Here is a 13,791-nt window from a genome sequence, read left to right as displayed (position 1 = left end):
TGGCGGCCACGGATGCGCCGGTCGTGCCCGCGGGCGCGGCCGACGCGGCCGGGCTGGCGCGCTTCGTGCGCTGCTACGACGACGACCTGGACGCCGACGTGTGCGCGGGCCTGGTGGCCGGATTCCACGGCATGGGCGATGCGCAGCAGCGCAACGGCCGAGGCGTGCGCGCCGGGCTGGACGACAGCGCATGGACCGAACTGGACGTCGGCCGCCACGCCGACGCGCCGCTGCTCGCGTTCTTCCGGCACCGGGTATCGCTGGCCTTGCAGCGCTACAACCGCGACCTCGGGCTGCCGCTTCCGGTGCCCGACAGCCCGCTGCTGGCGCCGCTGGTCCTCAAGCGCTACCTCGCCGGCGGACGTGACCGTTTCCAGCTGCACTTCGATGCGGTGAACGAGGTCAGCGACCGCTACCTGGTGCTGCTGTGGTACCTCAACGACGTCGGGCAGGGCGGCGAGACGCTGTTCCCGCTGCTCGACCTGCGCGTCGCGCCGCGCAGGGGTCGGCTGCTGGTGTTCCCGCCGTACTGGATGTTCCCGCACGCCGGGCTGCCCTCGCCGAAACAGGACAAGTACATCCTGTCCACCTACCTGCGGTTCCCCGGCGCTCACTCCAGGCTGTAGCCCAGGCGTCGCACCCAGGGCGCGAGCAGGTCCAGCGTCTGCGCGGTGAAGTGCGCGCGGTAGCGCTGCCAGCGGGCGATGCCCGCGCGGTTGAGCGGGCGCGTCACCTGCGCATAGCTGGGCGTACGGATCCGTCCGGGCTGCGCCGCATCGAGGCGATCCTCCAGGCCTTCGACCATCGGCAGCCGCAGGAACCGGAACACGCGCTGCAGGGTGGCCTCCGGTTCGTCCACCAGGTCCTCGTGGCGGACCTCCAGCACGGACAGTCCCACGCGCGCCCGCTGCTCGTGCCACCAGTCCATCAGCCGCGCATATGACCGGGCGGTGGAGTCCAGCGACCCGAACGCCAGCACGCCACCGTTGAGCCCGAATGCCTGCATGTGGCAGCTGAGCACGACGTCGCAGGGGTGGCGCAGCATGAAAACGAGCTGCGCATCCGGAAAGCAGCGCGCCAGGTAGGGTGCGCGGCTGAAGCTGAGCGGATACTTGTCCAGCAGCCGGCGTCCGTCCGGGCGCAGGTATCGCCCGACTTCACGCCAGTAGCGCACGCGCAGTTCCGTCCGGGCCCGGGCGTCCAGCCCATCCAGGGCCATGCACAGGTCGGACGCGTGGGGCCGCTCGTGGAACGCGGCGATCATCGCCTCCAGCGCAGGGCGTTCCTCCAGCGGCTGCAGCGCCGGATGACCGCCGAGGATCCGCTGCATGAGCGTGGTGCCCGATCGCGGAAACCCGACCAGGAACACCGGGTCGGCCGGCAAGCCGTCCCGCGCGGGTCGCCGCCAGCAAGCCGGCGCCTCGCGCTGCAGGCGTTGCTCCAGCCAGGCGAAGGGATCGTCCAGGACGGCCTGCGGATGCCGCGCCGCCAGCGCGCACCGGGCATGGTGGTGGGCGCGGGCGAGGGCATCCATGGCCGTTGCGGACCGGCCCTCGGCATCGAGCAGGCGCGCGGCTTCGAACTGCAACTGCGCCGCCATCGCATCGTCGACCGGGTCGGCCAGGAAGGGGGCCAGGCACGCGTGCGCCTCGGCGGTCCGGTCCAGGCGGCGCAGCCAGCGCGAGCGCGCCAGCGCGTGCATGGGCGTTGCCGGCATGCCCGCGCGGGCCAGCTCGTCGGCGACATCGTCGAGGCGGTTCAGCCGTTCCAGCAGCAGCGCGCGCCTTACCCGCAGTTCCGCGCGCCCGGGCAGCGCGCGGATGCAATCCTGCAGCAGCGCATCGGCGCGTTCCTCGTGCCCGCAGCGGGCCAGGATCCAGGCCGCGTCGGCCCGCTGCAGCCAGGACAGCGCGGCCAGGTCCAGCGCGGAAATGCAGCGGTCCGCCGCTTCGAGCTGCTCCAGTTCGCACAGGCATTCGGCGTTGGCGAGGCGCACGTCGGGCGCGTCGGGCTCGGCCTGCAGGGCGCGTGCGAGCAGACCCCGCGCCAGCTGGAAATGCTGGCAGGCCAGCGCCGCAATGCCATGGCCGAGCCAGTACGCCACGCCTTCGGCGCCCGCGCAGGCGGCCGCTTCGAATGCTTGCAGCGCAGCCGGGCCATCGCCGCACGCCAGGCAGGCATTGCCCAGGTTCAGCAGCAGCGCCGGGTCGTGCGGCGACAGGTTGCGCAACCGCTCCAGTTCCTCGCGCGCCAGCGCGTGCCGTTCCTGCGCGGCCAGCGCCAAGGCCAGCAGGTAGCGCCATTGCGCCCGCTCCGGATGCCTGCGCAGGACCGCGCGTGCCTGGTCCTCGACCGGCGCGGCGTCACCGGCGTGCAGTCGCGCGAGCGCCGCATCCACGGACGCGTTCGGCAAGGGCTCGACGTCGGCGGGGACGGCTCGCTGCATGGCTGCACTGTGGGCGCACCCGGCGACGGCGGAGAGTGCCAATCGCGCCGCCGTGATGGCCGGATCGGTGCTTGACCCGCTGCGCGCGGCCGGCGTCCGACGCGCCACAGGGCGGCGACCTGGTCGAAAGCACAGCCTGTGCACAGCTCGGCAACAGGCGCTGGCCATGAAGGGGCCAACGCCTGCGCAGTGGGCAGGCCGGCCGGCGAAGGACACTGGCGGCATCCACCTGCACCTCTCTCCGGCAGTCGCCGCTCCGCCAGTTCCGCTCGCAGAGGAACGATAAGCGCCGGCACCGTGGACATGCCCGGCTTCGGCCGGGCTTCTTTTTTTTTCCCGCAGGTTCCGTTCGCCTGGAAGCGCCGGCGCCCGGCGGATTGGCTCCCTGCGCAGGCGTCGGATTGGTTCTCCACGGAGGACCACCCGATGCCTACCTTGGCCTCATCGCAAGGCAGTCATGGCATGCGCCAGGAGAGCCACTTCGATGAGGCTTTACCACCACACGCTGCGCTACGGCGACCACCTTCCTTCCCCCGTGCTGGTCGACAGCGGCCTGCACCTGCTGCATGCCCACGGCCGTGGCATCCAGGTCGACGTGCCGGCTGGCTGGACCACCCTGTGCTGGGCGCCCGCCGGGCAGGTGGCCCTGGCCATTCCGGGCAGCGAATGGCAGCTGGATGGCCGGCGGATGCAGCTGTGGACCGACGGCCCGCTGCGGATCCGCTCCAGTGGCGCGCAGGGCTGGATCGCGATGCTCGGCTCGAGCCATGCATGGTCGGCCATGTCCGGCCGGCGCAGGTCCGACGCAGCCACGCTGCTGCCGTGGCGCGGCCGACCGGGCAGGGAGGTGGCCGGCCTGGTGTGCCGTCTGCTGCGCAACGGCCGGCAACCGGGGTCGCGGCGGGCGGGTGACTGCGACGCGTTGCTGACCGCACTGGTGGACGCCCTGGTCGAACGCCAGCAGGACCTGCAGTCGTTGCTGGCGCGTTGCAGCGGTCGCAGCCTGGCGCGCCAGCAGCAGACCCTGCTGCGCCTGCTGCGCGTGCGCCATGCCATCGAATGCAACACCGACCTGCGCCTGGACCTGGAGCAGCTGGCGGCCGCGGCGCGCTACTCGCCCTGCCATCTGATCCGCCTGCACCGCGCGGTGTTCGGCGAGACTCCCTCGGAATACGCGACCCGCCTGCGCGAACGGCAGGCCTGGGACATGGTCTGCGGTTCGCGCCTGCTGATCTGCGAGATCACCGAGATGCTCGGCTTCGAAAGCCAGAGCGCGTTCTGCCGCGCGTTCAAGAACGCCTTCGGCCGCACCACGTCGCAGGTGCGCGGCTCGCGTGCGCGCGAAGGGGTCCGGCCCCGTGTCGCCGCCTAGGCGCCTGCGCGCGGTGCGACGCCGCGCCGCGGCTACCGCTCCGAGTGCCCCGCCTGGTCGTATTCGCGTGGGGCGAGCAGGTCCGGCTTGATCAGGGCGATGAACGCCCGTGCCTGCGGCGACAGCACGCGGCCCTTGCGCACCACCACGCCATAGCTGCGCGAGGGGAAGAACGCCGCCAGCGAGCGCGAGGCCAGGCGATCGCCATCGTTCTCGCCCAGGCAGATCGAGGGCACGATCGACACGCCCATGCCCATCGCCACGTACTGCTTGATCACGTCCCAGCCGCTGACCTCCAGCGCCACGGTGTACGGCACCCGGTTCTGCTGCAGCACCACGTCGACCAGGCGCCAGGTGATCTGCCGCTTGGGCGGCAGGATCAGCGGGTGCGCCGCCAGGTCGGCCAGCTCCAGCCGCGCCTTGCGCAGCAGCGGGTGCCCGGGCGGGGCGATCAGCCGCTGCTCGAAGCGGTACGCGCCCTCGTAGCTCAGGTCCGCCGGTACGTCGAGCAGGGTGCCGACCACCAGGTCCACCGCGTCCTCGCGCAGCAGGTCGGTGCCCTCGCTGGCGACCACGTTGTGCAGGGTCAGGCGGACCTCGGGATGGTGCGCCCGGAACGCCTCCACGATCCGCGGCAGCAGGTAGAGGATGGTCGAGCTGTTGGCGGCGATCTTCAGCTCGCCGGCATCCAGGCCCTGGACCCGTTCCCGGAACGCGGCCTCCAGGCCGTCGAGCTGCTCGACCAGCGGCAGGGCCATCTCGTACAGGATCTCGCCCTCCCGGGTCGGGGCCAGGCGGCGGCCGTTGCGCTCCAGCAGGGGCATGCCCAGGTCCCGTTCCAGCGCCTGCAGTTGCAGGGTGATGGCCGGCTGGCTGACGAACAGGGCATCGGCGGCACGCGACACCGAGCCCAGGCGCACCGTCTGGCAGAACGCGCGCAGCGGCTTGAGCCGGTCGGATTTGTAGGAAAAACGGGGGCTTGCGCTGCCAGCCACGGGATGGTTGTGACTACATATTAGTTGGGCTTATGAAGTACATTGACAAAACTGTTTTGTCAAATAGTTTGCCGCAGCGCAGCGTGGACTCCCGACCCGAGCAGCCCTGGAGCCTGCCATGTCCGCCACCGCCACTGCCGCCCCGATTCCGTCGACCCGTCCCGCGTCCAGTCGCCCCGCCAGCGTCGCCGCCGTTCCCCGCGCCGCCGCCGGCCTGGCGCTGACCGAGCGTGTCGCCGGCCAGGAGCAGCTGCTGCCGGCGCCGCTGCTTGGCCTGCTGGTGTCGTTGCACCGGGCGATCGAGCCGGAGCGGCGCGCCCGCCTGGCCGCGCGCCGCGAGCGCCAGGCCGCGTTCGATGCCGGCGCCCTGCCGGACTTCCGCGCCGATACCCGCGCCATCCGCGACGGCGACTGGAAGGTCGCGCCGATCCCGCGCGCGCTGCAGGACCGGCGCGTGGAGATCACCGGGCCGACCGACCCGAAGATGGTGATCAATGCGCTCAATTCCGGCGCGCAGTGCTACATGGCCGACTTCGAGGATTCGACCGCGCCGACCTGGCGCAACCTGCTGGCCGGCCAGCGCGCGCTGGCCGCGGCGGTCGACGGCACGCTCACCTTCGAGGCCGACAACGGCAAGCAGTACCGGCTGCGCCCGTACGAGGAGCGCGCGGTGCTGATCGTGCGCCCGCGCGGCTGGCACCTGGACGAGAAGCACGTGCGCATCGACGGCGAGGCGATCGCCGGCGGCCTGTTCGACATGGCCGTGTTCGCCTGGCACAACGCGCGCACGCTGATGGCCAACGATCGCGGCCCGTACTTCTACCTGCCCAAGCTGCAGAGCATGGAAGAGGCCGCGTTGTGGGAAACAGCGCTGTCGCATGTCGAATCGATGCTGGGCCTGCCGCACGGCCAGATGAAGGTCACCGTGCTGATCGAGACGTTGCCGGCGGTATTCGAGATGGACGAGATCCTGCATGCGCTGAAGGACCGCATCGTCGGGCTGAACTGCGGGCGCTGGGACTACATCTTTTCCTACCTGAAGACCTTCCGCGCCCACGCCGACAAGGTGCTGCCCGAGCGCGGCCAGGTGACCATGACCCAGCCGTTCCTGAGGGCCTATTCGGAGCTGCTGATCCGCACCTGCCACCGCCGTGGCGCGCACGCGATGGGCGGCATGGCCGCGCAGATCCCGATCGCCGGCGACGAAGCGGCCAACGAGCAGGCGATGGCGCGGGTGCGCGCCGACAAGCTGCGCGAGGTCACCGCCGGCCACGACGGCACCTGGGTCGCGCACCCGGCGCTGATCCCGGTGGCGCGCGCGATCTTCGACGCGCACATGCCCACGCCGAACCAGCACCATGTGCTGCGCGAGGACGTGCACGCCACCCGCGACGACCTGGTCCGCCCCAGCGAGGGCACCATCACCCGCGAGGGCTTCGAGAACAACGTCGAGGTCTGCGTGCGCTACATGGCTGCCTGGCTCGACGGCAACGGCTGCGTGCCGATTCACTGGCTGATGGAGGATGCGGCCACCGCCGAGATCGCCCGCGCCCAGCTGTGGCAGTGGCTGCACCACTCCGACCCGCGCGGACGACACGCCGATGGCAGCCCGGTGCACCTGGCCGACGGCACGGTGATCGACTTCGCCCTGTTCGAGCGGACCCTGGCCGCGTTGCCGGGCCGGCTGGGCGACACCGCCACGCTGCCGGGCGGCTCGCGCATCCCCGAAGCCATCGCCCTGCTCGACGAGCTGACCCGCGCCTGCCAGCTGGTCGAGTTCCTGACCCTGCCGGCGTACGCCCGGATCGACTGACCGTAGAGCGGGGCTCGTCCCGCTGAAGCACCCGCCACCCCCAAAGCCGGGCAAGCCCGGCTCTACGAGGCACCAAGCGCGGCTCGCCCCGCCCCCGTTGACACCTCGCCGGACACCTCCGGCACCACGCCAAGCCGCCGCAAGCCGCCCCACGGAGAACACCATGACCACGCTGAAGACCGCCGAACAGATCCAGCACGAATGGAACACCGACCCGCGCTGGGCCGGCATCACCCGCAACTACACCGCCGCCGACGTGGTCCGGTTGCGCGGCACGATCCCGGTCGAGCATTCGATCGCGAAGATCGGCGCGGAGAAGCTGTGGCGCTACCTGCACGAGAAGGATTTCGTCAACGCGCTCGGCGCGCTGACCGGCAACCAGGCCATGCAGCAGGTCAAGGCGGGTTTGAACGCGATCTACCTGTCCGGCTGGCAGGTCGCCGCCGACGCCAACCTGGCCGGGCAGATGTATCCGGACCAGTCGCTGTACCCGGCCGACTCGGTGCCGGCGGTGGTGCGCCGGATCAACAACGCGCTGCTGCGGGCCGACCAGCTGCACCATGCCGAGGGCGACGACAGCATCGACTTCCTGCAGCCGATCGTGGCCGACGCCGAAGCCGGCTTCGGCGGCGTGCTCAACGCCTTCGAGCTGATGAAGGCGATGATCGAGGCTGGCGCGGCGGGCGTGCACTTCGAGGACCAGCTGGCCTCGGTGAAGAAGTGCGGGCACATGGGCGGCAAGGTGCTGGTGCCGACCCGCGAGGCGGTGGAGAAACTCAATGCCGCGCGCCTGGCCGCCGACGTGATGGGCGTGCCGACGCTGCTGGTCGCGCGCACCGACGCGGAGGCCGCCGACCTGCTGACCTCCGACGTCGACGACAACGACAAGCCGTTCTGCACCGGCGAACGCACGGTCGAAGGCTTCTACAAGGTGCGCAACGGCCTGGAGCAGTCGATCAGCCGTGGCCTGGCCTACGCGCCTTACGCCGACCTGGTCTGGTGCGAGACCGGCAAGCCGGACCTGGAATTCGCGCGCAGGTTCGCCGAGGCGATCCACGCGAAGTACCCGGGCAAGCTGCTGGCCTACAACTGCTCGCCCTCGTTCAACTGGAAGAAGAACCTGGACGACGCCACCATCGCGAAATTCCAGAAGGAAATCGCCAGCTACGGCTACAGGTTCCAGTTCATCACCCTGGCCGGCTTCCACGCGCTGAACTATTCGATGTTCAACCTGGCCCACGGCTACGCCCGCCGGCAGATGAGCGCATTCGTGGAGCTGCAGGAGGCCGAGTTCGCCGCCGCCGAGAAGGGCTTCACCGCGGTCAAGCACCAGCGCGAGGTCGGCACCGGCTACTTCGACCAGGTGACCCAGGCGATCCAGCAGGGCCAGTCCTCGACCACCGCGCTGAAGGGCTCGACCGAGGAGGAGCAGTTCCACGACCGCGCGGCGGCCTGAGGCGAGGGCTATGCCGCAACCGGCCTCCAGGCCGTGACAGGTCGTGCGGGTGCGCCCCGGGAGGGGGCGCACCCTTTTTTCCCCGCGCGGCGGCGCTCCATCTGTAGGAGCCGATTCATCGGCGACCCGATGCCCCTTGCCGCAGGCGCCGTCCCGTTCTTCCCGCCCTCGTGTCGCCCATGAAGATGGGCTCCTACACGTGGGGGCGGGGCGGTGCCGTTCCGGGCATGGAGGCCAAGACCACCCTGCTGCCGGAGGACGCGGCCCCCTTGGGCCGGTTCCGGCGTTAGCCCGGTCAGGGGCCGGCATCCGCCGGCGGCAGGCATGCCGGGAGCTGGACCATGGCGGGACACGGGCTGCATGCAGGGATCGACGCCGCCGCGTGGCGCGCCAGTCCTGGTCCACGCCGGGACGGCCGCGCCGCGCCGCGCGGCCGTCATTGGCCCGACCAGGACTGCGACCGGCCCGGTGGCCACGTTCCGCGGCTCCCGGGCGGCGGTTCCGGCCCGACGGCCGGCGGGCGGGACGCTGGCCGCGCGCTATGCCGTACGCGGGCCGATGGTATGCTCCGTGCTCATCCGGAGGGGGCCGGGTACGGGAGCCGTGGGATGTCGAGCGACGGCGTGACGCGCAACGTCCGGGACAGGAACGACCAGGAAGCCAGCGGTGGCGGAAACGCCGCCCTGTCGTCGTGCGAGTTCGACCTGTTCGCCGCCGTCGGCCGCGAACGGCCGGTGCGCACCGGCGAACGCCTGTTCCGCCGCGGCGACACCGGCGAGGTCATGTACGTGATCTCCCATGGCCGGGTCGAGCTGGACTTCGGCAACGACCTGGCCACCAAGCAGCTGGGGCCGCAGGAATTCTTCGGCGAGCTGGGCCTGCTGATCGGCGAGCACACCCGCAGCGCCGACGCGGTGGCCACCAGCAATGGCACCCTGGTCGAGCTGGGCGAGGACGAATTCCAGCAGCTGGTCGCGCGCGACCCGCACCTGGTGGCGCAGTTCCTGCGCCGCTCGATCACCCGGGTGGTGCTCAACGAGCAGAGCCTGATCCGCCAGCTGCGCCGCCGCAACCAGGACCTGGAAACGGCGCTGGACAACCTCTACGCCACCACCCACCAGCTCAACCAGACCGAAGAGCTGATCCGCACCGACGAGCTCACCGGCCTGTACAACCGTCGCGGCCTGACCCTGCACCTGCAGGAATGCCGCCGGCTGGGGATGAAGGAGGCCATGGGCCTGGTGCTGGTGGACTGCGACCGCTTCAAGCAGGTCAACGACGACCATGGCCACCTGATCGGCGACCGCGTGCTGCAGAACATCGCCGGCATCCTGCGCTCGGTCGCCGGCCCGGACGACGTGCCCTGCCGTCTGGGCGGCGACGAATTCTGCCTGCTGGTCTCGGCGCAGAGGCGCGAGGACGTGATGCGCTACGCCGAGTTCGTGGTAGCCACCACCCGCAACCTGCTGCTGCTGCAGCAGGCGGTGCCGACCATCTGCCCGGTGAGCGTGGGCGCCTGCCTGGTCGAGCCGGAGCAGGACTGGAACGACTGGTACGCGCGCGCCGACGCGGCGCTGTACGAGGCCAAGCGCCTGGGCGGCAACCGCGCGTTCTGGATCGACGGCCTGCCGCCGCTCCCGGGCGGATGAGGCGGCGACGATGGACGGCATGCCGCACGACAGCCAGGCGCCGCAACTGCGGACCCTGCTGCTGACCGACCTCTGCGACTCGACCGGCCTGGTCGAGAAGCTCGGCGACGGCCCGGCCGCAGGCCTGTTCCGCGACCACGACCGGCTGGTGCTGGAACTGCAGCAACGCTGGCGCGGCCGCCTGATCGACCGCTCCGATGGCCTGTTGCTGCTGTTCGAGCGCCCGCTGGACGGGCTCGGTTTCGCCCTGGACTACCGCCGCGGCCTGGAAGCGCTGGGCAACGCCCACCGCACCGACCCGCTGCTGGCGCGCGCCGGCCTGCACGTGGGCGAGGTGCTGATCTGGCGCAACAGCGAGGAGGCGGTGAACGCCGGGGCCAAGCCGGTCGAGATCGAAGGCCTGGCCAAGCCGTTCACCGCGCGGCTGATGCAGCTGGCCCGGCCCGGCCAGATCCTGCTGTCGTCGGTGGTCGAACCGCTGGTGCGGCGCTCGGTGCGCGAGCTGGGCGAGCGCGGCAACGAGCTGCAATGGCGCAGCCACGGCCGCTGGCTGTTCAAGGGCGTGCCCGAAGTGCAGGAAGTGCACGAGGTCGGCGAGCCCGGCCTGGCGCCGCTGCGCGCACCGCGTGGCGACGCCAAGGCCCGGCGCGAGATGCCGGTGTGGCGCCGCCCGGTGGCGATCGCCGCCGAGGTGGTGGTGGTCGTCGGCCTGGTCGTCGGCGGCTGGTTCATGACCCGCCCCGAACCAGCGATCGCCTTCTCCGAGCGCGACTGGGTGGTGGTGGGGGACCTGCGCAACATGACGGGCGATCCGCGCTACGACGGCGCCATCGAAGCGGCGTTGCGCACCAGCCTGGAGCAGTCGCAGTTCGTCAACGTGGTGCCCGATGCGCGGGCGCAGAGCGTGCTGGCGCTGATGAAGCGCGCCGATTCGCGGATCGACCGCAGTACCGGCCTTGGCGTCGCCCAGCGCACCGGCGCGAGGATGCTCCTGCTGCCGACGGTGTCGGACAACGGCGGGAAGGTGCGGGTGGATGTCGAGGTAGTGGATCCTTCGACGTCGGACACCGTGCTCTCCCTGGGCGCTGGCGGTCGCGGTGCCGATTCGGCGATCCATTCCACCGGCGACATCGCCGAATCGCTGCGGGCAAGGCTGGGCGAGAACGCGAGCCTGATCGCTCGTTCCTCGCTTCCGCTGGAACAGGTAACGACCCCGAGCATCGAAGCGCTCCGGGCATTCACCCTTGGCCAGCGTGCCTACGCGCTCCGCGACCTGGGCCGCGCCGAAAGCCATTTCCGCCAGGCCCTCCAGCTCGACCCCGGATTCGCGATGGCGCGGATCGGCCTCGCCCGGGTCGCATTCGGGCGCCAGGACATCGCCACGGCCCAGAAGGAAATGGAGGCTGCGCTGTCGGACGTGTCGAAGTTGACCAACCGCGAACGCCTGTACGCCGATGCACAGCTCTCGCTGCTGCGCTGGGACAAGGGTTACCAGTCAAAATGGGGCGCGCTTTCGGACCTCTATCCGGACTTCGACATCGCCGCCTTCAACACCGCCTTCGCCATGTCCATCGGCAACCGGTTCGAGGAGATGCGGCGGTTCAGCGAGCGTGCGATCGCGACCCAGGGGGTGACGCTGCCGGTGGCGATCAAGTTCCGGGCGATCGCCAGTGCGGGATTGGGCGATCTGGCGTCGGCCCGCGCGGACTGCGCGAACGACAAGGGGGGTTCCGGACCGCAGATCGAGTGTGAGCTGTTGAAGGCGGCCGAATCCACCGAGGAAGCGCTGCGGGCGCTGGCGCCGGTGGCGGGCGAGCCGGACTTCGCGGCCATCGAGCGCGCCACGGCCGAGCTCAACGTCCTCGCCGCGGACGGCCAGTGGGAGCTGGCGGAAGCCAAGGCGCGTCAATTGATCAGCGATCGCGCCGACCCGGTGTTGCCGTTCGAATGGCTCGCGCGCAGCACCGCGCTCGAGGTGCTGTCGCGCCGCGCCGGCAAGGACGAGCTGCGCAGGGAAGTGGCCCGCCTGCTGGGGCTGGTCGAGCGGAAGATGCCGGCCGAAGTAGGCCGGGCGCGCGACGCGGTCGCGGCGACGGCCCTGCATGCCGGCTACGTCGCGGCGGGCATGGGCGACGCGGCCTTGGTGGAGCGCGCGAGGAAGGCGGCAGGCGGCCAGGTCGACGCGTCACCGGAGCCGCTGCTCGCCAACGCATCGGCGATCATGATGGCGCGCATGCAGAGGATGCATGGCGATCCGGAGGGGGCGTTGAGAACGCTGGCGCAGTACGAAGGCCCCAACGTGCTCGCGCTCACCTGGATCGAGCGCGCCGAGGCAATGGCGGCACTGGGGCAGGATGCGAGCGAACTGACCGGCAAGGTCCGTTCGCCCGAAGGCCGGGCAAGGACCTATGCCGAATGGGCTCCGGAAAAGCCGCCACCGGCCAGCGTCCTGGCCAGGTAGCGGCTCCCGATAATCCGCAGGATCACCCGGCGCCGGGTGGCTTCAGCGGGCGAAGATGATGAACCCCGCCGACTGCTGGACCTGCTTGGTCAGCAGGTCGATGTCCGAACCGATCTCTTCCTTGCTGGGCAGGACGACCTTGCCCGGGGCGATGTCCGGATCGACGTTGATTCCGTACTCGGCGAACGCCGCTACGGGCGATTTCTGCATGAGTGCGCGGAAATCGTCGTCGGAGGCGAGACGCTCCAGCAACTTGCGGGCGCTTTCGTGGGTAGCCATGTTTTTCCCCTGGTGAATGTTGCGTGCGTTTTCAATCCGGCCGCGGCATGGCGACCGGTCGCAGATGAAGCTGGTCCCGGGTCGGGTCGGCAACCCCTATCCCATTCGCGCCGATGACCATCCGGGCGGACGAATCTAAGCACAAAATCCCTGCTATGTCGGCGTCGTTGATGGCCGCCGTATAGAAGGCGCCGAGGCCCAGGTCGGTGGCGGCCAGGTAGAAGGTCTGGCTCAGGTGGCCGGAGTCCAGCAACAGGACCCGCATGGCCTTGGGGTGCTGGCGGTACTTCCAGAACTGCCGGTCCAGCCGGGCGACATGGAAAACCAGGGCCGCCGCGTCGGCGAAATAGTCCTGGCCCGCGACCAGGCGCGCGGCCAACGGGCGCGCCTCCTCCGCAGGTACCCGGGCGACCAGTTCCAGCCGGTGGTCGTCGCCGCGGTAGTGGTAGAAGCCGGGAGCGAGGCCTTCGACGTCAATGACCAGCGGGAAGGCCTCGATCGGGTGCAACGCGCCGCCTGAGGGGCTGGTCCGCTTGACCGCCGTCATGCCCGGCGCCAGTTCCTCGATGCCACAGGCACCGAACGCCACCTGCATCACCTGGGCGAACGCCCCGATCGACAGGGGGCGGGCCGTATCGAAGTGGCGCGTGGTCCGGCGACGATGCAGGAGCTCGCCAAACGCGCCGCTGGCGGGTGCGTCCGGCAACGGGACGCTGCCGAGATGGTTGGGGTGGCCGGGGAAGTGCTCGGGGATGGGGCCATGGCGGCTGGCGTGCGCCAGCAGTCGCTCGCGCTGGTCGGCATCGCCGTGCGGGCGATACCCCTCGTCGCCCGACACGCCCGACCAGCCGGTCATCCCGTGGTAGAGCCGGGCAAGGGGATGCCAGCCGACCTCCCGGCACCGGTCTTCGGACGCCAGGATGGTGGCGGACGCGGCATGTTCCGGCCGGTCCGAGAGAAGCACCGTGCGCTCCAGGAGGGCAGCGATGGCGGCGGCCGGGAACGCTGCGGGATCGAGCGACGAAAGCTCGCACCAGCCAGGGGGCAGCCGGGAAAGTAGGGCCAGCTCGTCCGCGGAGACCGGCAGGCCCTGGCCGCTGTGTGGACACAGCAGGGTGATGCCGGTGGAGGGAAGCAGCGTGACGCGTCCTGAAAGCAGGTCCGCGAAATCGGGCAGCAGCTGCTCATCGATCTGGATGAAGCTGGGGTCGCGGCGGCGGATCTTCATTCGCCGGATTATCGCGCCGCGGCGCCCCGAAGGGCGCCGGTTCCCGGTTCTCCGCGTGGACGACGGGCGCCGGAAGCCGGCACCCGCGTCCC

10 protein-coding genes are annotated in these 13,791 nt (G+C 70.8%); 6 read left to right on the top strand and 4 right to left on the bottom strand.

The genetic code is table 11. The features are described 5' to 3' along the window. Positions 1-23: 23 nt before the first annotated feature. Positions 24-626, top strand: a complete 603-nt coding sequence (locus ABKA19_RS01125) for a 2OG-Fe(II) oxygenase (RefSeq protein ID WP_353687278.1) — start codon at positions 24-26, stop codon at positions 624-626. On the opposite strand, the gene ABKA19_RS01120 is transcribed toward ABKA19_RS01125, so the two are convergent. Further along, complete coding sequence (locus ABKA19_RS01120; RefSeq protein ID WP_353687277.1) at positions 611-2,398, bottom strand: tetratricopeptide repeat-containing sulfotransferase family protein; 1,788 nt, start codon at positions 2,396-2,398, stop codon at positions 611-613. The genes ABKA19_RS01125 and ABKA19_RS01120 overlap by 16 nt on opposite strands. Before the next feature lie 532 nt (positions 2,399-2,930). On the opposite strand from ABKA19_RS01120, the gene ABKA19_RS01115 reads away from it, so the two are divergent. Further along, positions 2,931-3,818, top strand: a complete 888-nt coding sequence (locus ABKA19_RS01115; RefSeq protein ID WP_353687276.1) for a helix-turn-helix transcriptional regulator — start codon at positions 2,931-2,933, stop codon at positions 3,816-3,818. Positions 3,819-3,850: 32 nt separating this feature from the next. On the opposite strand, the gene ABKA19_RS01110 is transcribed toward ABKA19_RS01115, so the two are convergent. Continuing rightward, entirely contained in the window at positions 3,851-4,813 is a 963-nt protein-coding gene (locus ABKA19_RS01110; protein ID WP_353687275.1) for a LysR family transcriptional regulator, read from the bottom strand. A gap of 118 nt (positions 4,814-4,931) precedes the next feature. On the opposite strand from ABKA19_RS01110, the gene aceB reads away from it, so the two are divergent. The 4 genes from aceB to ABKA19_RS01090 all read left to right on the top strand — a co-directional run bounded on the left by aceB (position 4,932) and on the right by ABKA19_RS01090 (position 12,192). Next, positions 4,932-6,626: a malate synthase A gene (gene aceB / locus ABKA19_RS01105; protein WP_353687274.1), complete on the top strand. Its 1,695-nt coding sequence runs from the start codon at positions 4,932-4,934 to the stop codon at positions 6,624-6,626. A gap of 163 nt (positions 6,627-6,789) precedes the next feature. Next, the gene (aceA, locus tag ABKA19_RS01100) at positions 6,790-8,082 is read left to right on the top strand and encodes an isocitrate lyase (RefSeq protein ID WP_353687273.1); all 1,293 of its coding nucleotides are present in this window, start codon (positions 6,790-6,792) and stop codon (positions 8,080-8,082) included. Positions 8,083-8,690: 608 nt separating this feature from the next. Beyond that, positions 8,691-9,731: a GGDEF domain-containing protein gene (locus ABKA19_RS01095; RefSeq protein ID WP_502945681.1), complete on the top strand. Its 1,041-nt coding sequence runs from the start codon at positions 8,691-8,693 to the stop codon at positions 9,729-9,731. Between the two features lie 19 nt (positions 9,732-9,750). Beyond that, the gene (locus ABKA19_RS01090) at positions 9,751-12,192 is read left to right on the top strand and encodes a putative peptide modification system cyclase (RefSeq protein ID WP_353687271.1); all 2,442 of its coding nucleotides are present in this window, start codon (positions 9,751-9,753) and stop codon (positions 12,190-12,192) included. A 42-nt stretch (positions 12,193-12,234) separates the two neighbouring features. Here ABKA19_RS01090 and ABKA19_RS01085 read toward each other — a convergent pair whose 3' ends face one another. Together ABKA19_RS01085 and ABKA19_RS01080 are read right to left on the bottom strand one after the other, a co-directional pair. Then, entirely contained in the window at positions 12,235-12,471 is a 237-nt protein-coding gene (locus ABKA19_RS01085; protein WP_353687270.1) for an NHLP-related RiPP peptide, read from the bottom strand. Positions 12,472-12,502: 31 nt separating this feature from the next. Beyond that, positions 12,503-13,699, bottom strand: coding sequence for a putative peptide maturation dehydrogenase (locus ABKA19_RS01080; RefSeq protein WP_353687269.1), 1,197 nt, complete (start codon positions 13,697-13,699; stop codon positions 12,503-12,505). Positions 13,700-13,791 lie beyond the last annotated feature (92 nt).

Source organism: Pseudoxanthomonas sp. Soil82 (genome assembly GCF_040446535.1).
GTDB lineage: Bacteria > Pseudomonadota > Gammaproteobacteria > Xanthomonadales > Xanthomonadaceae > Pseudoxanthomonas > Pseudoxanthomonas kaohsiungensis.
This window is presented reverse-complemented; position numbering and strand designations above follow the sequence as displayed.

What these genes read in the sequence shown, in the direction of transcription:
- ABKA19_RS01115 (WP_353687276.1), top strand. Translation starts at nt 2,931, where the DNA reads ATGAGGCTTTACCACCACACGCTGCGCTACGGCGACCACCTTCCTTCC.
- aceB (WP_353687274.1), top strand. Translation starts at nt 4,932, where the DNA reads ATGTCCGCCACCGCCACTGCCGCCCCGATTCCGTCGACCCGTCCCGCG.
- aceA (WP_353687273.1), top strand. Translation starts at nt 6,790, where the DNA reads ATGACCACGCTGAAGACCGCCGAACAGATCCAGCACGAATGGAACACC.
- ABKA19_RS01095 (WP_502945681.1), top strand. Translation starts at nt 8,691, where the DNA reads ATGTCGAGCGACGGCGTGACGCGCAACGTCCGGGACAGGAACGACCAG.
- ABKA19_RS01090 (WP_353687271.1), top strand. Translation starts at nt 9,751, where the DNA reads ATGCCGCACGACAGCCAGGCGCCGCAACTGCGGACCCTGCTGCTGACC.
- ABKA19_RS01085 (WP_353687270.1), bottom strand. Translation starts at nt 12,471, where the DNA reads ATGGCTACCCACGAAAGCGCCCGCAAGTTGCTGGAGCGTCTCGCCTCC.
- ABKA19_RS01080 (WP_353687269.1), bottom strand. Translation starts at nt 13,699, where the DNA reads ATGAAGATCCGCCGCCGCGACCCCAGCTTCATCCAGATCGATGAGCAG.